29 protein-coding genes are annotated in these 19,493 nt (G+C 29.1%); 15 read left to right on the plus strand and 14 right to left on the minus strand.

Annotation, left to right across the window (positions count from 1 at the left end; all coding sequences use genetic code 11):
- Positions 1-11: 11 nt before the first annotated feature.
- From ppc to PB7211_RS03515, 8 genes are all read left to right on the plus strand, one after another.
- A complete protein-coding gene (ppc, locus tag PB7211_RS03480) occupies positions 12-2,699 on the plus strand; it encodes a phosphoenolpyruvate carboxylase (RefSeq protein WP_008544758.1) in 2,688 nt (895 codons plus the stop codon).
- Positions 2,700-3,407: a cytochrome c biogenesis CcdA family protein gene (locus PB7211_RS03485; protein WP_029454943.1), complete on the plus strand. Its 708-nt coding sequence runs from the start codon at positions 2,700-2,702 to the stop codon at positions 3,405-3,407.
- An 8-nt stretch (positions 3,408-3,415) separates the two neighbouring features.
- Entirely contained in the window at positions 3,416-3,997 is a 582-nt protein-coding gene (locus PB7211_RS03490; protein WP_008545594.1) for an FMN-dependent NADH-azoreductase, read from the plus strand.
- A 59-nt stretch (positions 3,998-4,056) separates the two neighbouring features.
- Entirely contained in the window at positions 4,057-4,566 is a 510-nt protein-coding gene (locus tag PB7211_RS03495) for a pentapeptide repeat-containing protein (protein ID WP_008545742.1), read from the plus strand.
- The gene (locus PB7211_RS03500; protein ID WP_029454877.1) at positions 4,567-4,857 is read left to right on the plus strand and encodes a hypothetical protein; all 291 of its coding nucleotides are present in this window, start codon (positions 4,567-4,569) and stop codon (positions 4,855-4,857) included.
- Positions 4,858-4,996: 139 nt separating this feature from the next.
- Positions 4,997-6,439: a sodium:solute symporter family transporter gene (locus tag PB7211_RS03505; protein WP_008544569.1), complete on the plus strand. Its 1,443-nt coding sequence runs from the start codon at positions 4,997-4,999 to the stop codon at positions 6,437-6,439.
- A 382-nt stretch (positions 6,440-6,821) separates the two neighbouring features.
- Complete coding sequence (locus PB7211_RS03510; protein ID WP_008544623.1) at positions 6,822-7,001, plus strand: hypothetical protein; 180 nt, start codon at positions 6,822-6,824, stop codon at positions 6,999-7,001.
- 14 nt (positions 7,002-7,015) lie between these two features.
- A complete protein-coding gene (locus PB7211_RS03515; RefSeq protein ID WP_008545022.1) occupies positions 7,016-7,885 on the plus strand; it encodes an NAD(P)-dependent oxidoreductase in 870 nt (289 codons plus the stop codon).
- Positions 7,886-7,887: 2 nt separating this feature from the next.
- Here the strand turns inward: PB7211_RS03515 and PB7211_RS03520 are convergent, their stop codons facing one another.
- Positions 7,888-8,991, minus strand: coding sequence for a TauD/TfdA family dioxygenase (locus PB7211_RS03520; RefSeq protein ID WP_008544627.1), 1,104 nt, complete (start codon positions 8,989-8,991; stop codon positions 7,888-7,890).
- A gap of 67 nt (positions 8,992-9,058) precedes the next feature.
- Here PB7211_RS03520 and PB7211_RS03525 point away from each other — a divergent pair, with 67 nt between their 5' ends.
- From PB7211_RS03525 to PB7211_RS03535, 3 genes are read left to right on the plus strand one after another with little or no spacing between them, the layout of a single operon-like run.
- Positions 9,059-9,865: an inositol monophosphatase family protein gene (locus PB7211_RS03525; RefSeq protein WP_008545855.1), complete on the plus strand. Its 807-nt coding sequence runs from the start codon at positions 9,059-9,061 to the stop codon at positions 9,863-9,865.
- Positions 9,862-10,425, plus strand: coding sequence for a DUF924 family protein (locus tag PB7211_RS03530; RefSeq protein WP_008544388.1), 564 nt, complete (start codon positions 9,862-9,864; stop codon positions 10,423-10,425). The genes PB7211_RS03525 and PB7211_RS03530 overlap by 4 nt, the downstream gene beginning before the upstream one ends.
- Before the next feature lie 3 nt (positions 10,426-10,428).
- The gene (locus PB7211_RS03535) at positions 10,429-10,773 is read left to right on the plus strand and encodes a DUF952 domain-containing protein (RefSeq protein ID WP_008544181.1); all 345 of its coding nucleotides are present in this window, start codon (positions 10,429-10,431) and stop codon (positions 10,771-10,773) included.
- 1 nt (position 10,774) lies between these two features.
- On the opposite strand, the gene PB7211_RS03540 is transcribed toward PB7211_RS03535, so the two are convergent.
- Genes PB7211_RS03540 through PB7211_RS03590 form a run of 11 tightly spaced genes read right to left on the minus strand, consistent with a single transcriptional unit; the run spans position 10,775 to position 14,744 of the window.
- The gene (locus tag PB7211_RS03540; RefSeq protein WP_008544328.1) at positions 10,775-11,002 is read right to left on the minus strand and encodes a DUF2798 domain-containing protein; all 228 of its coding nucleotides are present in this window, start codon (positions 11,000-11,002) and stop codon (positions 10,775-10,777) included.
- Positions 11,003-11,004: 2 nt separating this feature from the next.
- On the minus strand, positions 11,005-11,337 hold the full coding sequence (locus tag PB7211_RS03545) for a DMT family transporter (protein WP_008544316.1): 333 nt from the start codon (positions 11,335-11,337) through the stop codon (positions 11,005-11,007).
- 37 nt (positions 11,338-11,374) lie between these two features.
- Positions 11,375-11,965: a 2-hydroxychromene-2-carboxylate isomerase gene (locus PB7211_RS03550; protein WP_034398950.1), complete on the minus strand. Its 591-nt coding sequence runs from the start codon at positions 11,963-11,965 to the stop codon at positions 11,375-11,377.
- Entirely contained in the window at positions 11,966-12,286 is a 321-nt protein-coding gene (locus PB7211_RS03555; protein ID WP_008545511.1) for a nuclear transport factor 2 family protein, read from the minus strand.
- 2 nt (positions 12,287-12,288) lie between these two features.
- Entirely contained in the window at positions 12,289-12,639 is a 351-nt protein-coding gene (locus PB7211_RS03560; protein WP_008546009.1) for a cupin domain-containing protein, read from the minus strand.
- Positions 12,640-12,657: 18 nt separating this feature from the next.
- On the minus strand, positions 12,658-12,945 hold the full coding sequence (locus PB7211_RS03565; RefSeq protein ID WP_008544872.1) for a hypothetical protein: 288 nt from the start codon (positions 12,943-12,945) through the stop codon (positions 12,658-12,660).
- A gap of 3 nt (positions 12,946-12,948) precedes the next feature.
- Positions 12,949-13,245 carry a hypothetical protein gene (locus tag PB7211_RS03570; protein ID WP_008545604.1) on the minus strand — a complete coding sequence of 99 codons (297 nt, stop codon included), beginning with the start codon at positions 13,243-13,245 and terminating at the stop codon, positions 12,949-12,951.
- A 13-nt stretch (positions 13,246-13,258) separates the two neighbouring features.
- Complete coding sequence (locus PB7211_RS03575) at positions 13,259-13,633, minus strand: hypothetical protein (RefSeq protein WP_008545287.1); 375 nt, start codon at positions 13,631-13,633, stop codon at positions 13,259-13,261.
- 4 nt (positions 13,634-13,637) lie between these two features.
- On the minus strand, positions 13,638-14,126 hold the full coding sequence (locus PB7211_RS03580; RefSeq protein WP_008545418.1) for a hypothetical protein: 489 nt from the start codon (positions 14,124-14,126) through the stop codon (positions 13,638-13,640).
- An 18-nt stretch (positions 14,127-14,144) separates the two neighbouring features.
- Complete coding sequence (locus tag PB7211_RS03585; protein WP_008545783.1) at positions 14,145-14,414, minus strand: DUF3764 family protein; 270 nt, start codon at positions 14,412-14,414, stop codon at positions 14,145-14,147.
- 18 nt (positions 14,415-14,432) lie between these two features.
- Positions 14,433-14,744: a hypothetical protein gene (locus tag PB7211_RS03590; protein WP_008544585.1), complete on the minus strand. Its 312-nt coding sequence runs from the start codon at positions 14,742-14,744 to the stop codon at positions 14,433-14,435.
- A gap of 208 nt (positions 14,745-14,952) precedes the next feature.
- On the opposite strand from PB7211_RS03590, the gene PB7211_RS03595 reads away from it, so the two are divergent.
- A complete protein-coding gene (locus PB7211_RS03595) occupies positions 14,953-15,366 on the plus strand; it encodes a hypothetical protein (RefSeq protein ID WP_008544723.1) in 414 nt (137 codons plus the stop codon).
- Here the strand turns inward: PB7211_RS03595 and PB7211_RS03600 are convergent.
- Both PB7211_RS03600 and epsC read right to left on the minus strand, forming a co-directional pair.
- The gene (locus PB7211_RS03600; RefSeq protein ID WP_008545995.1) at positions 15,363-16,364 is read right to left on the minus strand and encodes a cysteine synthase A; all 1,002 of its coding nucleotides are present in this window, start codon (positions 16,362-16,364) and stop codon (positions 15,363-15,365) included. The genes PB7211_RS03595 and PB7211_RS03600 overlap by 4 nt on opposite strands.
- Complete coding sequence (gene epsC, locus PB7211_RS03605) at positions 16,364-16,933, minus strand: serine O-acetyltransferase EpsC (RefSeq protein ID WP_008546122.1); 570 nt, start codon at positions 16,931-16,933, stop codon at positions 16,364-16,366. Before epsC ends, PB7211_RS03600 begins: the two co-directional genes overlap by 1 nt.
- A 71-nt stretch (positions 16,934-17,004) precedes the next feature.
- On the opposite strand from epsC, the gene PB7211_RS03610 reads away from it, so the two are divergent.
- The 3 genes from PB7211_RS03610 to PB7211_RS03620 all read left to right on the plus strand — a co-directional run bounded on the left by PB7211_RS03610 (position 17,005) and on the right by PB7211_RS03620 (position 19,481).
- A complete protein-coding gene (locus PB7211_RS03610; RefSeq protein WP_008545436.1) occupies positions 17,005-17,415 on the plus strand; it encodes a VOC family protein in 411 nt (136 codons plus the stop codon).
- Between the two features lie 15 nt (positions 17,416-17,430).
- Complete coding sequence (locus PB7211_RS03615; protein ID WP_008544110.1) at positions 17,431-17,907, plus strand: hypothetical protein; 477 nt, start codon at positions 17,431-17,433, stop codon at positions 17,905-17,907.
- A 92-nt stretch (positions 17,908-17,999) separates the two neighbouring features.
- Positions 18,000-19,481 (plus strand): aldehyde dehydrogenase, encoded by a 1,482-nt coding sequence (locus tag PB7211_RS03620; RefSeq protein ID WP_008545637.1) that lies wholly within the window; start codon positions 18,000-18,002, stop codon positions 19,479-19,481.
- The last annotated feature ends 12 nt before the right edge of the window (positions 19,482-19,493 follow it).

A 19,493-nucleotide genomic window follows, 5' to 3' on the forward strand; every position in this document is an offset into this window, starting at 1 on the left:
TCGTGAGTAAAATGCAAAAAAGAGACCTTTACTATGAAAGAATACCTACAAAACTCCTCAGAGAGAATGTTAGGTATTTAGGGAATATACTTGGAAAAGTTTTAAAAGATCAAGAGGGTGATAAATTTTTCGAATTAGTTGAAAAAATAAGAAAACTTTCTAAGGTGAATAAAACAAACTTAAATAGCAAACATTCTTACCGAAAAATTATTCGTACTATTAAAGGCTTAAATTCAAAAAATACGTTTAAATTAACTAGAGCTTTTTCACATTTTATGAATTTGATAAATTTAGCAGAGTCGATTGATGCATCTAGAAGTTTAAATGAATATGAAAATAATAAAAAAAAAATCAATAAAAGCAATTTATTTATCGAAGAAATTTTTGAAGATCTTTTTAACAATAAGAATATTTCAGACAGCAAAATATATAATCATGCAAAAAATCTAAATATCGGTATTGTATTAACCGCACATCCAACTGAAGTAAAAAGAAGAACCTTAATTCAAAAATATCATAAAATTACTGAAATACTTGAGCAAAGAGATCTTTTAAAAAATTATCCCTCTAAACTGAAATTATTAGATAAAAAACTTTTCGATGAGTTTACAATTATTTGGAATACAGATGATTTAAAAAGAGTAAAACCATCACCATTTGATGAAGCTAGATGGGGCTTAGCAATTATTGAGGATAGTTTGTGGGATACAATTCCAAAGGTTTATCGAAGATTAAACTCCATATTTGTTCAAAATATGGATAAAGGATTGCCTAAAAACTTTAATCCAATTGAGTTTGGTTCATGGATGGGTGGAGACAGAGACGGTAATCCTAACGTTACTGCTAAAGTAACAAAAGAGGTTATTTTACTTTCAAGATGGGAGGCAGCAAAATTATATGAAAAAACTTTAACTAAAATAATTAGATCATATTCAATGGAAAAATGCTCAAAACAAATTCTAAAGAAAACTGGTAAGTCATATGAACCTTATAGAGTTTTCTTAAGACCATTAAGAGATAAAATGAGAATAACTCATAGAATGATTGAGCAACATTTAGTAAATAAAAAACCTTTAGATCAAAAAAAATTACTTAATTCTAAAGAAGAAATATTAAAACCTTTAAGAGTTGTTAGACAATCTTTAGAACAAAATAATAATGAAAATTTAGCTAGTGGAGAGTTATTAGATTTAATGAGAAGAGCAAAATGTTTTGGTATTAACTTAGCTAAATTAGATATTAGACAAGAGTCATCAAGACACTCTCAGTTAATAAGTGAATTTGTGAAAAAGAAATATAATAAAGATTATTCAAAATTTTCTGAAATTGAAAAAATAAATTTTTTAAAAACAAAATTAAACTCATCCAAAAATGTGATCAATAAATTCAAATTTAAAAATAGAGAAAATAGTGAAGTTTGGTCAACTTTTAATATTCTAGCTGAAGAGCCATCAGAATGTCTTGGAGCCTATGTTATTTCTATGACATCTGCAGCATCTGACATTTTATCAGTGTATTTTTTACAAAAAGAGGCAAAAATTAAAAATAAGCTTAGAGTTGTTCCTTTATTTGAAACTTTAGATGATTTAATAAATGCCAAATCTATTATGGAGAGCTTGTTCTCTCATAAATGGTACAGAAAATTAATAAATCATAAACAAGAAGTAATGATTGGTTATTCAGACTCAAGTAAAGATGCAGGTAAGATTTGTGCTAGCTGGCACCAATATAAAGCGCAAGAAGAGATAGTTAAACTTGGAAAAAAATTTAATATTGAAATTACTTTCTTCCATGGAAGAGGAGGTTCAGCTGGAAGAGGAGGAGGACCTATTCAGGCAACAATGAGATCATTACCACCCAATTCTGTTAATGGAAGAATAAGAATCACTGATCAAGGAGAAGTTATTCAACAAAAATATGGCTATGAGCCTCTGGCAAAATATAATCTTTGTAGTTATATAGGAGCAGTATCAGAAGCAACTTTAATTCCACCACCACAACCGAAAGATTCTTGGAGAGCGTTAATTGAAAAAATGGCAGAAATTTCAAAAAGTTCTTATAGAAAAAATATCAATCAAAGTTCTGATTTTATAAAATATTTTAAAACAGTAACCCCACATGTTTCTTTAGGAAAACTATCTATAGGTTCAAGACCATCTAAAAGAAAAAATGTGGACAATATTCAAAGTCTACGAGCTATACCTTGGATTTTTGCATGGACTCAAATTAGATTGATGCTACCAGCATGGTTAGGAAGCGCTGAAGCTTTAAGATATGCAAACATAAAAGAATTTAGAAAAACATTATATGATATGGAAAGAAATTGGCCTTTTTTCAATTCAATGTTGGATATATTGGATATGGTCATTTCAAAAGTTGATCCTGATGTATCAAAAATTTATGAAGAATATCTTGCAGATGAAAAATTAAAAAGAGTAGGAAAAAGATTAAGGTTTCAATTTGATGTAATAAAAAAACTTAATAAAGAAATAACACCTAATGAAATTAGCAAATTAAGAAAACAATTTAGAACATCTGTAATAGTCAGAAATATTTATACTGAAGTACTAAATATTATTCAACCAATTGTGATAAAAAAGATTAAAACAATTAAAAATAAAGTTGATAAAAAATATTTAAATGATGCTTTATTAACATCAATTGCAGGTATTTCAGCAGCAATGAAGAATACTGGATAGATGATAGAATTATTCATTGCATTTGCAGCAGGATTAATAAGTTTCTTGTCTCCATGTGTTCTTCCATTGATACCAGGTTATATTTCTTATATTTCAGGTAGTTCTTTGAACGAGTTAGTAAATCAAAAAAATGTAAATTTGATACCAACTTTTTTATTTACAGTTGGGTTTTCAATTGTTTTTGTTATTTTTGGAGCGGCTTCTACTTTTTTAGGGCAAGTATTATTACAAAATTCTAACGAACTTAGAATTTTTGCAGGTATAGTTATAATAGTTCTATCACTTCATATTATCGGTATTATTAATATTAAATTTTTAAGTTTTGAAAAAAGAATTCATACTAATTCAAATAATAATTTTTATAGTCCAATTTTAATTGGTATGGCTTTTGCATTTGGCTGGACACCTTGTATAGGACCGATTTTAGGTTCAATTTTAGTATTAGCTGCTACAGAGGAAAGTATTAACAAAGGTGTTTTGCTTTTAATCTTTTATTCTTTAGGACTTGCAATACCATTCATATTATCAGGCTACTTAATACAAAAGTTCTTGATATTTTCTAAAAATTTTAAAAAGAATATAAATTTAGTTTCAAAAATTGGTGGAATTATTCTTTTAATTACAGGTATATTAATTTTAACAAATCAATTGCAAATTTTGGGTTACTATTTATTAGATATTTTCCCTTTTTTACAAAAATTTGGATAAGATAAACTATGAAAATATATCAAATAGATTCAAGTGCTAGAAAAAAAGGCTCAACCTCTAGGTCATTAGCAAAAAAATTAATAAAAAAAATTAAAAAACCAGGTGATAAAGTTATTTATAGAGATTTAGATGACGAAATGGTTTTTGTAAGTGGATTAACCGAGTCAGGCATGAAGATTGCAAAAAAGGATCAAACTAAAGAACATAAAAAAATGTTTAAACTATCTGATACACTTGTAAAAGAACTTAAAGAAAGTGATGTCATCATTATATCTGCTCCAATTTATAACTATGGTCCACCCGCAACTTTAAAGGCATGGTCAGATTTAGCTGCCAGAGTGGGAGAAACTTTTAGATTTAAACCTAACGGACGAAGAGAAGGATTGTTAAAAAATAAACGTGCATATTTAGTTATTACGTCTGGAGGAACAAAGCTTAATAGCAAAGAAGATTTTTTAACACCTTGGTTAAAATTTATCTTAAAATTTTTTGGTATAAAAAAAATAAATGTAGTAAGCGCTGATCAAATGGCTTTAAATTATAAAAAATCTATTAAAGAAGCAGAAGATCAAATAAAGAAATTAACATAGTAATAAAATTATAATATTCTTATATTTGTTATATTTATTCTTATTTGCTATCATTAATCATGAAAAAAATTATTTTAATCCTTTTTAGTTTATTCTTTTTCACTAATAGCTATGCAGCATGTGACGACCCATTGACAGATGGAGTAGATTATTCAAATTGTAGATTTTCAGATGCACAAGATTTACAGGGAAGTTATTTGCCTAATTCAAATTTATCTTTTGCAAGTTTTATTCAAGTAAATTTCGATAAAAGTATAATGATGAATTCCAATTTATCTTTTGGGACATTCCCGGAGTCCACTTTTGTAAGAGCAAATCTTTATGAGACCGTTTCAATAGGTGCAAATTTTGAAAAAACTAATTTTAGTGGCTCCAATTTAACAAGAGTTGACTTTATGGGTGCAACTTTAATTGAGGCCAATTTTCAAAATTCAAACTTAATGGAAGCAAATTTTACTTCTTCAAATATTACTAATGCCAATTTTGAAGGAGCAAATTTAATTGGAGCAACCTGGACTAATGGCGAAACATGTGGTCCAAATTCTATTGGTGTTTGTAATAAACAATAAATGAACACCTCCATAAAGACGGATGATGTTATCTTTAATTTTTTTAAGGAAATTTGTGATGAAAAAGATGATGTTAAATGTCTTGAGCTGGGTAAAAATTGGATAAATGCAATGGAAACAAACTTATCTAATATGGAAAAAAATTTGAATGGTGCTGATAAATTAAAATATAAAGACGATATTCAGAGTAATAGAGATCATTTGAATAGTTTAAAAAATAAAAATTCGTCAGAATGGCGAGAATACGCTACTCAATGTATGATTGAAATAATGAACCAAAAAACTCAATAGTTTAAATAATTAATAATAAAAATTATTTTATTAAGCTTTATTTAATCTTAAAAATATAATATCTAATTCAAAAAGGGGTGTCGTAACAGACTGAGATTAAACCCTAAGAACCTGTCCGGTAATTCAGAAAGGGAGAATAATGGATAAAACATACTTTATAAGTCAATCAACATCATTATCATTAGTAATAATTATTAGTTTATTATTTGCCATATTAGGCCTTTATCACACTAAAAAGTTCAAAGGTATAAATAATTATCTAACTGCAAATAGAAACGTAGGTTTATTTTCTTTAACCACAAGTTTAGTTGCATCAGCTTTAGGTGCTTGGATATTATTTGGTCCAGCTTCTGCAGCGACATGGGGTGGGATAGGAGCAGTTATCGGTTATGCTCTTGGAACAGCTTTTCCAATGATTTTTTTAATTTATTTAGGAAAAAAAATTAGAAAAGAATTTCCAAAAGGATCATCTTTAATTGAATTTATGAGAAAAAAATTTGGAAAAAGTCTATTTAAATTGATTTTACTAATGACTATTTTTTATATGTTCATTTTTTTATGTGCAGAAGTAACCGCTGTTGCCGTTTTAATTAATTATATTTCTGGAACTGAACTTTGGATCACAGCAATTATAGTACTCTTTGCTACTTTAACTTATACTTTATATGGAGGATTAAGAGCCTCAATATTTACAGATAATATTCAGATGATTGTTATTGGTATACTTCTACTAATTTCTGTAACGTATATAATTTCTTTTACCGGCAGTGAGTTTTCTTTTGCATACATAGAACAAAAAAATCCACAATTATTAAGCAGATCTTACAGCCCAAATTATACTGCAGGTCTAACTTTCTTTATAGCGGTTGCGGCCACGAATTTGTTTCACCAAGGAAATTGGCAAAGAGTTTATGCTGCAAAAGATTATCAAACCCTAAAAAAAGGTTTAATTATTGCTTTTTTAATTATTGTACCAATTGTTTTTTTTATGGGTTTTGCTGGAATGGTTTCATTTTCAATTGACTCTAGTGCCAGACCTGATCTTGGTTTTTTTACATTATTATTAAGAGAACAAACTGAAATATTATCGCTAATAATTGTTACTTTAGGCCTAGCTTTGACTATTTCAACTGTTGATACTTTAGTAAATGCAATTTCAAGCTTATTTGTTGTAGATGGCAAGGCAACATTTAATTTCAATAAAAAAACTGATTATCTAAAATTATCTAAATATTTTATTATCTTTTTATCTGTGATAACTTTTATTGTTGCCTCAAAAGGATATGATATTTTGTATTTATTTTTACTAGCAGACTTGTTCTGTTGTGCATTTGTTTTAACTGTTTTCTTAAGCTTCTATAACAAAAATATTAATGAAAAAACTGCATATATTTCAATTGTAGTAGGATTAATTGCTGGATTTTTAATGTTTCCATTTCCAGATTTTTCAAAAAGTCTATTAGTAGGGGTATTGTTGCCTAAAGAAACTTTTACACCTTTAATAACACAATCATTGTTATTTTGGTCTTTTTTAGTAGCAACTTTTTTACCAATGCTAATCTTAAAAATTAGAAAAGTTTAATAATAATTATTTTATTTTTTGAAGGGGTCGCTCTTTAAGCAAATGCCTAAAGAGCTCCCTTAAATTGCCTCTTTGGCCTTAAAATCCGTTTGGATTTTTATTTTTGTTTGTTTGAAATATGTGCTTTTTGTCAGCTAAGTGTCAGGTGGTGTAAGTTTTAACATAATAACCTCCTTTAAATAAGTTAATTATTTAAATTATAATTATCAATTAATTTATTTGCATTTTAAGCAAATAAATTTCTTGAATACAACCTAGTGCTTTAGTAGATTCTCGATATCTGATTTGTTCTAATCTTTACATTATCAAATAATTTTTTTTAAGAATTTTTTTCTAACTTATTCAAGTTTACATAATTAATTAAAATGTATAAGGTTTAATAATGAATTATTTATGTGCACTTAGAGATTTAGCAATTAGTCTAATAGTATCTACTATAATAATTTATGCTTTAAACATTATAGCAGGATTTGCTGGAGCAGATTATACATTCACTAATGGTGAAGCTTTTATAATTTGGATTTTAATGGCAATACTAGTTAATAATTGCATGAAAAGATAATCATCTAATCTAAAATGAAAATAGCTTTTATTGGTACGGGGCTTATGGGCTACCCAATGGCTTCAAATCTTCTTAAAAAAAAATTAAATTTAAAAGTTTTTAGCAGAACCCTTGATAAAGCAAAACCATTAGAAAAACTTGGAGCACATATATCTAGTTCTTTAGGTGAAGCTGTCAAAGATACCAATATTATTATCACAATGTTAACAGATGATGAAGCTGTTGAAAAAGTATTAGGAGATAAAGAATTTTTAAATAATCTAAAACCATCATCTACAGTGATTGATATGTCATCAATCAAACCAAAAATTGCAATTCAATTTGGCAAAATATTAGAAGAAAAAGGAATTAATTTTTTGGATGCACCTGTTTCTGGTGGAACCATAGGGGCAGAAGATGGAAGTTTGGCCATAATGGTTGGTGGTGAACAAAAAACTTTTGATTATGCTTTTGATACTTTAAAAATCATGGGAAATCCTACTTTAGTAGGTCCAATTGGTAGTGGCCAAGTATCAAAACTTGCTAATCAAATCATTGTAGGAATTACAATTGGAGCAGTAGCAGAAGCCATTACATTGTGTGAAAAAGCAGGTGTGGATGCAAATAAGTTTATTAAAGCATTGTCAGGCGGTTTTGCAGATGGAAAAATTCTCCAAAATCACGGAAAAAGAATGATAGATAAAGATTTTTCGCCTAAGGGTAAAGTGTCAACTCACTTAAAAGATATGAATAATATTTTAGAGTGTGCAGGTGATTTTGATACAAAACTACCTATTTCAAGCTTAATCAAAGAGATGTTTAATTCATTAGTAGAAAGAGGCAATGACAATGATGATCATAGCGCTTTATATAAAGAAATAGAAAATCAGAATAAAACTAAATAGAGTTATAAATTATATTTTCTCTTTAAATGTCTCAGCTTTCCTTCAGTGCTGTCATAATCAATATAACAACCTTGTAGAAATCTATCTCCTTCGCTAGTTTTGTAAGCGGTTCTTCCATGAAGTAATCTATAATTATCCATCATCATCAAATCTTTTTCCTCAAGTTTAAATTCTATTCTATATTTGTCTGAATTATACATTTCAGATAATTTTTTACGTGCTCTATAATATAAATCTAGTTTTTCTTTTTCTAATATTGGTACAAAATCTAATCTAGGACTAAACCTAATTTGTTTTAAAGATTTATCATCATTTAGTTTTATTAATTCAGACCAATCTTCTAAAACAACTTCTTTATCAATAAATTTAAATTTAACCTTTACTTCGGATAAAATTTTATAAAAATCTGGATTTTCAGTTTTTAAATCTTCAGTAACAGTGTAACCATCTACTAATGTTGATAACCCCCCAGACACTTTGCTTATTATACAATGGAGTAATTGAATACAAGGAACAGGATTACGATAAGGATTATCAGTATGAGGCGCTAAAGCGAGTGAAGTGTAGGCTAAATCATTTGGATTTGGTTTTGATTTTACATCAAAATATTCTCCAAAATTAGTTCTTCTCACACTTCCAATTGAATTTGCAAATTTTACAATAAAATTATCTTCTGTTGGTATATTCTTAATTACTACAAACCCATATTTATAAAAAGACACTAGCAAATCATGCATTTCTTTACTCTCAAAAAAATTATCTTGATATCTAAAGTTTTTTATATCTTTTAAAGTTGAGTCCCATTTTATTTTAGTAATAGGCTTTATAACAGTATCTTCATTTGAAAATTCTTGAGCAATTTTATTAATCTCTATTTTTGAACTTACGCCATCATTAAAATCTATTTCTAAAAAATTTTCATTAATATTTGCTTTATTAATACTTATTTCATTATCTAATGATGTAGGATCAAATAATCTTTGTTGAGTTCCTTTATCTAAAAATTCCTCTCCATCAACTCTTTCTCTTAGCCAGAAAGGATGTATTTCTTTTTTTAATGAACCGTTGTTAAAGTAAATTTTGTTTTCGTTGAGTTCGATTTTCATACTATTAATCTAAGAATTATTTAAAATTTAACTTTATTCAACATAAATAAAATAGTAAGAGTTTGATGTGGATCAGTTTAATTCAAAAAATTACCCTATTTATGCTAATTTTTTAAACAAGTTAGCAAAAGAACTAACAAGGTTTTATTATTCTAAATTAAACAAACCATTCAAAATCTCAAATAAACTGAAAGGAAAGGGGTACGATCCTGTAACAACGTCAGATAAGGCTTTTGAGAAATTTATAAGACTTAAAATAAAAAAGAAATTTCCAGACCATCAAGTTATTGGTGAGGAGTTTGGTCATAAAAAATCAAAAAGTGATTTTACTTGGATAATTGATCCAATCGATGGAACTAGATCATTTGTAATTGGTAACCCTACTTGGAGTAATTTGATTTCTCTAAATTACAAAGGAATTCCAATTTTAGGATTAGCAAATTTTCCAGTACTCAAAAAATATTACCTTAATTATTCGAATAAAATTGCTTATGTGGTTAATAATGGGATAAGAAAAAAAATTTCAGTTAATAAGAAAGCTGCATTTAAAAATGTAAAAGTTTCAGCTGCATTCCATGGTTGGTTACCCTTAAATAAACAAAAAAAAATTCCTCAAATTTTAAAATTAATGCAATTTCCTTGTAGTGATGCTTTGAGCTATTCTCATCTTGCTGAAGGTAGAGTTGATATTGTAATTCAATGTTCTAATAAGATTTGGGACATACATCCACTTATACCAATAATTAAAGCTGCTGGAGGATATATTTCAACTTGGGATAATAGAGATGCTATAAATGCTGGAAACATTTTAGTATCTTCAAATAAAATTATTCATAATAAATTTTTAAAATTGTTAAAACCGGTTTCAAAATGATCCCAGTTAAAGCTCAGGAAATTTTAGATTTTTGGTTTAAGGAAACACCATCAGAGAAAAGATTTAAAAAAGATGATGCATTTGATCAAACTATAAGAGATAGATTTTTAAATGATTATGAACTTGCAAGTCAAAATGAATACGATGATTGGCAAGATCAACCAATGAGCGCTCTAGCATTAGTTATTCTTTTTGATCAATTCTCTAGAAATATGTTTAGAGATGATAAAAAAGCTTTTGCACAAGATCACAAAACAAGACTAATTGTGAATGATGCGGTTTATGCTGGTTATCTTGAAGCAATGAATGAAAGCCAAAGGTTCTTTATGATTTTACCTCTTATTCATAGTGAAGAGATTACAGATCATGATATGGCATATTATTTATTGAATAAATATTTAAGAGAGCACGAAGGTTATGTACAAATTAAAAAATTTTGGCAAGATCACACTAAAGCTATACGTCAATTCCACAGATACCCTCATAGAAATAAAATTCTTGGAAGAGAGTCTACTGAAGAAGAAATCGCATTCTTAAATAGACCTAATTCATCTTGGTAATAAATGAATTTAAAATTTGTTTATAAAATCATTAATAACGATGAATTGCAAAAAGCTAAATTATCTGGAACTTATTCAGGATCCTCTAAAGATATTAAGGATGGCTATATTCATTTTTCAGGTCAAGATCAGGTTGAGAGCACTCTTCAAAAATATTACAAAGGACAGCAAAACCTAATATTGCTTAAAATAGAAACTTTAAATTTAGACCATTTAGTTTGGGAGCAAGCTTCAGACGGTAATTTTTTTCCGCATTTATATTCTTCACTTGATTTAGCTAATATAGCTCATGAATATGAAATTATTTTACAAGATGACGGAAGTCACAAATTACCAGATAGCTATTAATCTATTCTTTTGATGCAATTTTATTTACCAAGGGTCTCATCAAGGGAGCCATTGTAAAAGCTGCAATTAAAGCAACTGGAAATGCAAACATCCAAGAATAGAGCCATCTATCAACAAAGCCATCTGACAAACTTGTGTTCACTGCCACAACAACTCCACTCATTATAACGCTCATTCCAAAAGACATAAAAATCATAAACAAAGGTTGTGCATATTTTTTTGAAATCATATTTAGTTGTCTCCCAATAAATTTACCATCAAAACACCAGCAATGATTAATGCTAAACCGATTAATGAATATAAATTTGGTATCTGATTAAATCTAAACACTCCAACGATTACAGTTGCAATAATTGTTAAACCTGCAAATGATGCATAAGTAATCCCCATTGGAATATTTTTCATTACCATTGAAAGGGCATACATACACATAACAATTGTAATCCCTGTAATAATACTTGGAAAAAAGAGAGTAAATCCTTCAGCACTTTTAGCAAAACTGTTTGAGGTTACTCCTAAAAGAACTGCTAAAACTAAAAATAAATATGAACTTAATAGACTCATTCTTAACTTTAAATGAATTTTGTTGGAATATATAGAATTATTTAAATGACCACTTGATAGCATCTTCCATTCGATCATCTCCCCAAAAGAGTTCATTTTTCACAATAAAAGATGGACTACCAAAGATTTTATTTTCTCTTGCTGAATTAGTATTTTCAGAATATTTGTTTTCAATATCAGATGATTTTGATTCAGAAATTATTTCATCTTTATTAAGATTTAATTCTTCACAAACTTCTGAAATACTTGGATCTATTGCTGGTTCTTTACCTTCTTGAAACCATTTTTTATAAGTTGAAATAACAAATTTTTCTCCCCAACCTTTTTTTAAACCAAGAATTGCAATTTTATTAGCTAAATCAAATTCAGATAATGGGTATGGAACAGGTGTTTTTGCAAAAAAACCATATCCTTCTGCACGCCTTTCAATGTCCCTCCACATATAATTTACTTTATTCATCTTATCTTTTGGAAATGGGATATTGTTCATTTCCTGCATGATTGCTCTAACTGAAAATGGTTTCCAATTAAATTTAACTTGATGTTTTTTTTCAACATCAAGTATTCTTGTGACAGATAGATAGGTATAAGTACTTCCTATCGAGAAATAGAAGTCTATACAACTCACTTATTTTGGTATTTTTGTAGCACCTGTTTCAAGTGAAATCATTTTTCCATCTTGATACTTAAATACAGCCATCACTGCTTCTGTGTTTCCATCATTAAACGTAACAAATGCGTGTTCAACACCGATTTCATCATTTTCAAATAAAACTCTAATTTTATCTCTCTTAATGTCTCCACTCATTGCCCATTTGATTACATCTGCTTTTCCTAAAACATTACCTGATGCATGCATTGTAAACTTATAATCATCATGTAAAATTTCATTCATTGCAGCTTCATCTTTTGCTTCCATAGCCGCATTATACTTTGCTAATATTGACATATTTATTCTCCCCACATTCCATGGAACTCATAGACCACTGCTTCTTCATTTCCAACAACCCATCCATCATGTCCAGGTTGAATTGAATATGCATCTCCAGCTTTATAAGTTAATTCAGTTCCATCATTATGTTTAGCACAAACAGCTCCAGAAACAATTACACCAAGATGTGTTGCTTGACAACTGTCACCACCAACTGTTGGTTTAATGTCTTTAGACCACTGCCAACCAGGTTGTAATGTAAGTTTCATTACTCTTTGATTTCCAACTTTTACTGCTTCAATTTTGGCATTTTTAAAATTATTATTAACTTCATCAGCCTTATCGAAATTTTTTACTTCTACACCAGCCATTATTCCTCCAAAGTTATACTAAGCATTAAAATCTATAATATCATCTGTACACTCAACAAATTTATGAGGTTCATAAAAATCATTCATAGACTCTAATTGTTTATTAATTGCATCTGGATCAGTACCTTTCCACCAACAATACATAGTTAAATTATCACCCGGTGTGCTCCAGCTCATTTGACATTTTGCATTTTCACTTGTCATTGCTTTGGTCATATCTTCCATAGACATTGAGCCAGTAACTTCTATCATTTTAGCTTTAGCTTCTTTAGACTTAAAAGTGTGCGTTACCATGTAGTTTTTCATTTTTTATCCTTCCTTTTTTTTAGTTAAATCATAGATTGTGTAGCTACCAAGCACATCATCCATAATAGGTTTTGATACTTCAGTACCTTCAATAAATTTATACAAAGCTGCTTCGTCAGTACAAAATATTTTAAACATCACTGCACTTTTGTCAGGAGTTACAGATCCAATTGTTTTTTCTACAACCGCAACTTTTGCTCTTTCAGCCAAACCCTCAGGAGATTGCATAAATCCCATAAACTTTTCGAATTTACCTTCTCCTTCTTTAAACTTAGCTACTACTAACATTTCTTTTTCCATTTGTTCTCCTTTATTAATAAAGCGTTTGTATAACTTTTTTAACTCTTTCTTTTCCATTAGGAATTAAGTTTTCTAAAAAAGTATGACAAACGTCTGTTTTTTGTTTATCGTATTTTGAGCCATAATGCTTATCAACAGCTTTATTAACTCCTTCATCCCATTTAGTTTCAGCTATACCAATTTCTAAAGCGTAAGCTTTAAAAACTTTAACTGAAGCCATTGATTTTTCTTTCATACTATATTCAAATGTCTCACCAGATGGTAAAAAGTAATTTGCCATGTATATACCGCTGCAGTCCCAAGCTTTTTCTTTATCTGAGTCATTCATACCTGCATATGAGTTTGTGATAAGTATTACTGAAATTATAATTAAATATATTTTTTTCATAATCTTAATATTTGTATTCACCAGACATTTGGTTCATTGAAGTAGAAAATCCTGGAGCTTTAGATTTTAAGTTTTGTCTACTTGAAAAACCAGAACCAGTAATATTTTCATATTTTCCAGTTCCTTTTATAATTTCGAAAGTACCAGTTCCACCAACTCCACCAGTTCCTTCACCTTCATATTTCATGTAAACGCTTTCACCATCAAATAAATCAAACCTACACATACCAGTTTCATCTGTAAATTTACCAGCCTGTAAAGTTAATCCACCAATACAATGCATTGTTGATTTATTAAAAATACTATCAGCAGTATCATCTGATAAACCTGCAATACCATCGTATGTAACTGACATATCACCTTTACCAGCATTCATTACATTTACTTTCCATGCACCCATACCACTTGCATTAAATTTTCCTGATGTATGTCCATCAGCAAAAGATAGAGTTGATATTAAACTTAAAATTATTGTAGATATTATTGTTTTCATTTTTATTCCTTTCTTTTATTAGTCTGAGCAAGCAACCATTATGGTTGTCTCTTGTTTGTGACCTGATTGTTTGATTAATTCCTGATTTAGTGGTTCCTGCATAAATTTTTGCATTGTATCCACTTCAGGTGTTTCCATTACAATGTGAACTTTATTATTATTTTCTAATTCGTTACCCACATAAATTGACTTGATATTAGCTTTTTCTCTAGCCTCTGAATGAGCATCGAAGGTTTTTTTCCAATGTACCCAATCATTTACCTCAAAGCTTCCAACTATTTTTACCATGTTATCTCCTTAATTTATCTATTCACTAAAGATAGGTCTTATCTCATCTTCAATAGTTCCTTCTATTGCAACATCTTTTAATTGTTCTTGAAGTTTTTGATATTCAGGGTCAGCTGACATATTCGCATCAGCTTCATTATCACCTTCGAACATAGTTCCAATTAAAGTTTCTCTTATTGTTCTTGGATCTCCACCCATTTGAAATGAAAAATAAACTTCATGGTTAGGGTAATGTTTTTTTCTAACTGTCGCTAAACCTCTTCCAATCTCCATAGCTTTTCCTAAGCTATCATCTTTTACTCTCATTGTTCTAGTGTAAATTACTTTCATTGACCTCCTCTGCTAATATTAGATGTTATCCTTATTAGCATCTTGTTACATATTTGTTAAAAGGTCGTGCGTCATATTTGAATAACATGTATGCAAAAAATTCATTCAATTATAAATTGAAAAATACCTCAAATGGGATTTAAAACTTAAAATAGTTTATTTTGTTCTAAATATTCGCATTAAAAAAAATTTGTGATAAGAATTATTTATGATTGAAAATTTTAATGGAATTTTTTATTTAATTATTTTTTTACTACATTTTATTGGTGTAGGTGCTTATGCTTATCAAATGATAATAGGAAACAAAAAATTTAGAGAAAAATTTGAAATAGATGCGTCAGCAGCTACGATTATGAGAATGGCTGGAGCTTTATTTCTTGGCTCATTTTTGATGGCAATTTATATTTTGTTTGTAAGACCAAATGGAGTTGAAGGAACTTGGGCATTTTTTAATTTAGTTTTCGTGCAAAATCTTTGTATTCTAATAGTTAATACTTATTCAATTAAGATTGATAAAACTGGTGTTATGAACGACTCTAATGAAGGAGTTATAGCACCATTAGTTTTTACAATATTAAGTGCAGTCCTTATCTACGGATTATCGGATAAAATTTATATCTAAAGCCAACTAGGGTAGGGTAAACCTTTTTCTTCAAGAAACTCTTTATTAAACATTTTTGTTGAGTATTTATCACTTCGATCACATAAGATCGTAACTATAGTTTTTCCAGGACCTAATTCTTTACCAAGTCTTATTGCCCCTGCAATGTTTACTCCACAACTTGTACCTAAACTTAAACCTTCATTTTGAATTAGATCATAAAGAATAGGTAAAGACTCGTGATCATCTATAGAATATGCATCATCAATTTTAGCTTCTCCAAAATTTTTTGTTATTCTACTAGAACCAATGCCCTCTGTGATCGATCCACCTTCAGATTTTAATTCACCGTTTTTAATATAATTATAAAGTGAAGATCCACTTGGGTCTGATAGATAGATTTTGATATCTTTATTTTTTTCTTTAAGAGCATTGCTTACACCTGAAATAGTGCCACCAGTTCCAGAAGAACACACAAACGCATCAACCTTCCCTTCAGTTTGTTCCCAAATCTCTTGACCTGTACCTTCATAATGACCTTTAGCATTAGCAGTATTATCAAATTGGTTAGCCCATATTACCCCGTTATTATTTGATGATTTAAGTTCATCTGCTAGTCTTGATGCAACTTTAATATAATTATTGTCATCTTTATAAGGTTTTGCTGGAACTAATCTTAACTCTGCACCCAGATTTCTAAGTAAATCTTTTTTCTCTTGAGTTTGATTATCATTCATCACAATAATTGTTTTATAACCCAGTGAATTTCCTAATAGCCCCAATCCAATTCCTGTATTTCCCGCAGTACCTTCAACAACAATACCACCTTTTGAAATTAATTTTTTTTCTTGAGCATCTTTTATTAAAGCAAGCGCTGCTCTATCTTTTACTGATCCTCCAGGATTTAAAAATTCAGCTTTACCATAAATATTACATCCAGTAATTTCAGAAGCTGCTTTAAGTTTTATTAGAGGAGTGTTACCAATTGATTCAATAAAATTATTTTTTATATTTTTCATTAATCTTTTTCTTCATCCGTCACAGCATAAGGTTTAAATCCTTTTGAGGCATCCCCAACTCTTTTTGCTGGAATTCCAGCCATTACAGATTTTTCAGGTACGTTTTTTGTGACTACTGAATTAGATCCAATTAAAGAATTTTTACCTATCGTAATCGGTCCTAATATTTGAGCTCCTGAACCAACAACAACGTTGTCTTCTAATGTTGGATGTCTTTTCATATCTCTTTGGTAATCAGAATTAATACTAGGTGCAATTCCACCTAAGGTTACATTATGATAAATAGTTACATTGTCAGCAATTTTAGATGTTTCACCAATTACAACTCCCATACCATGATCAATGAATAAGTTTTTTCCAATATTTGCTTTTGGATGAATTTCAATTCCAGTTAAAAACCTTGAAAATTGTGAAATTATTCTGGCAATTAAGTCAAATTTTGCAACAGAAAAAAAATTAGCAATTCTATGAAAAAAAACTGCTTTTACACCCGGGTAAGTTAAAATTAAACTTATTTTTGATTTTGCTGCAGGATCTCTATTAATTATAGATTGTAAAAATTCACTCATATTTATTTGCTATCTTGATATTTAATTAATGGGTTATATAGTAACTAAATCTATTTATTAAAGGAGTAATTATGTACAGAAACACAAACTGTTTTCATTTAGCAATCCCATGTGGTGATTTGGAAACGGCAAAGAAATTTTATAGTGAAACCTTAGGATGTAGATTGGACAATTCTGCTCAAGAATGGGCTGATGTAGATTTTTGGGGAAATGAATTAACTCTTCACGCAAGTGAACATAAACTTGATAATGAAAGACATGACGTTGATATGGGAAATGTTTCAGTACCTCACTTTGGTGTACATTTATCGAGAAAAGATTTTGATACTTTAAAAAACAGACTTAAAGACAATGGCACAAAATATTATGATGAGCCATATTTAAGATTTAAAGGTACAAAATATGAGCAGGAAACATTTTTTGTAAAAGATCCAAATGAAAATGTCTTAGAAATTAAAACTTTAACGAATAATCCTGACTAACTTTTCATTATTTTAATGAAAAAAAAAATTGATGCTTATGGTGAAACTTTGTTTCACTTAATGCATTTTCGTAACAGACAATTCATAGACTCTCAATCAATGATTGGCATTGATTATGAAACATTTATGATCATGTCTTGTGTCGGGTCTCATTATATAAAACATAACACGAAAGAAGGAAGTAATTGGGATAGTTTGTGGGAACAAACAAGATCAAAAAAAATTGATAAACTTTATACAGAAAAAAAACTTACTATTTTTGCATTAGCAAATATAATGCAATTACCTAAGGAAACAGTAAGGAGAAAAATTGGAATTTTAAGAAAAAAAAAACTCATTAATTATTCAAGAAAAGATGGTTTACTTCCTACAGATAAAGTTGAAGAAGCAATAAAACCATTTGCAATTAAAGAATTAAATGAACTCTCTCTATTTCTTAAAGCATTAAAAAAACACAATACTCTTAATCAACTTTTAGAATTTAAAGATTAGCTTTCATTTTTCTTTTAAAGACATATTTATTTATATTGATTAAATAATTATATATTGCTAGTTTTTATTATAAATATTAGTCTACAAAAATCATGCCAGTAAATTATAAAGCCATTGCAAAAAAACTAAAATTTGAAGGAAGAGCATTTATTAATGGAAAATATGTAAATGCAATTGATGGAAAAAAATTTGAAACTATAAATCCCGCTACAGGAGAAAAACTTTGTGCTGTTGCAAAATGTAATCATAAAGATGTCAATTTAGCAGTAAAAGTTTCAAGAAAAGCTTTTAATAGCGGAGTTTGGTCAAGAAGTTCACCTGAACATAGAAAAGAAGTTTTATTAAAATTTGCTGAGTTGCTTAGAAAACATGGAGATGAAAATTCTGTTTTAGAATGTGTTGATACAGGAAAATTAATAGCAGACTGCATTAATGAAGTAGCAAACGATGCACCAATGCATTTTCAGTGGTATGGAGAATTAATTGATAAAGTATTTGGAAAAGTTGGCCCAACAGAGCCATCAATTACAAGTTTAATAGTTAAAGAACCTATTGGAGTTGTAGCTGGAATTGTTCCTTGGAATTTTCCTTTAATGATGGCAGTTTGGAAAATGGCTCCAGCCTTAGCAGCTGGTTGTTCAGTAATTATTAAGCCAGCTGAAGATACTCCACTTACGGCTATAAGAGTTGCTAAAATTGCCCAAGAAGCTGGTATACCAGATGGAGTTTTAAATATATTGCCTGGTTATGGGGATGTTGGCGAAGCTCTTGGTCGACATAAAGATGTTGATGCGGTTTCTTTTACAGGCTCAACTGAAGTTGGTGGTTATTTTCTAAAATATTCAAGTGAAAGTAATTTAAAGCCAGTTGCACTTGAGATGGGAGGAAAAAGTCCATTTATAGTTTTAGAAGATGCTAAGATTAATGATGACTTAATTGATAATGCAATAAATTCAGCTTTTTGGAATGGCGGTCAAAACTGTTCTGCAAATATGAGACAGATTGTTCATAAAAAGGTTAAAGATGAATTTTTAGATAAAGTTTCTAAAAAAGTAAAAAAATTAAAAGTAGGCGATCCATTAAATTTAAAATCAAATATGGGCTCTATGATTTCAAAAGGACACTTACAAACTGTTGATGGATATATTCAAAAAGGAATTGATGAGGGTGCAAAACTTTTATTTGGTGGAGTTTCAGATAATAAGCAAAAAGGATTTTATGCAAAACCAACTTTATTTGATGGGTTAAAAGAAAATATGACTATTGCGCAGGAAGAAATTTTTGGCCCTGTTCTTGGCGTTCTAACAGTTAAAAATGATGAAGAAGCCTTAAAGGTTGCAAGTAATTCGAAATATGGACTACATGCTAGCGTATTTACTCAAGATATAGATAGGGCTTTTCATCTAGCAAAAAGTCTACCTTGTGGAACAGTATCAGTTAACACGTTTTCTGAAGGAGACATTAAAACTCCATTTGGAGGATATAAACAATCTGGATCATTATCTAGAGATCAAGGAACTGAAGCACTTAATTCTTTTCTTCAAACAAAAACTATTTGGATTAGTCACTCATAAGTATATAATTTC

The organism is Candidatus Pelagibacter sp. HTCC7211 (assembly GCF_000155895.1).
Classification (GTDB): Bacteria; Pseudomonadota; Alphaproteobacteria; order Pelagibacterales; family Pelagibacteraceae; genus Pelagibacter.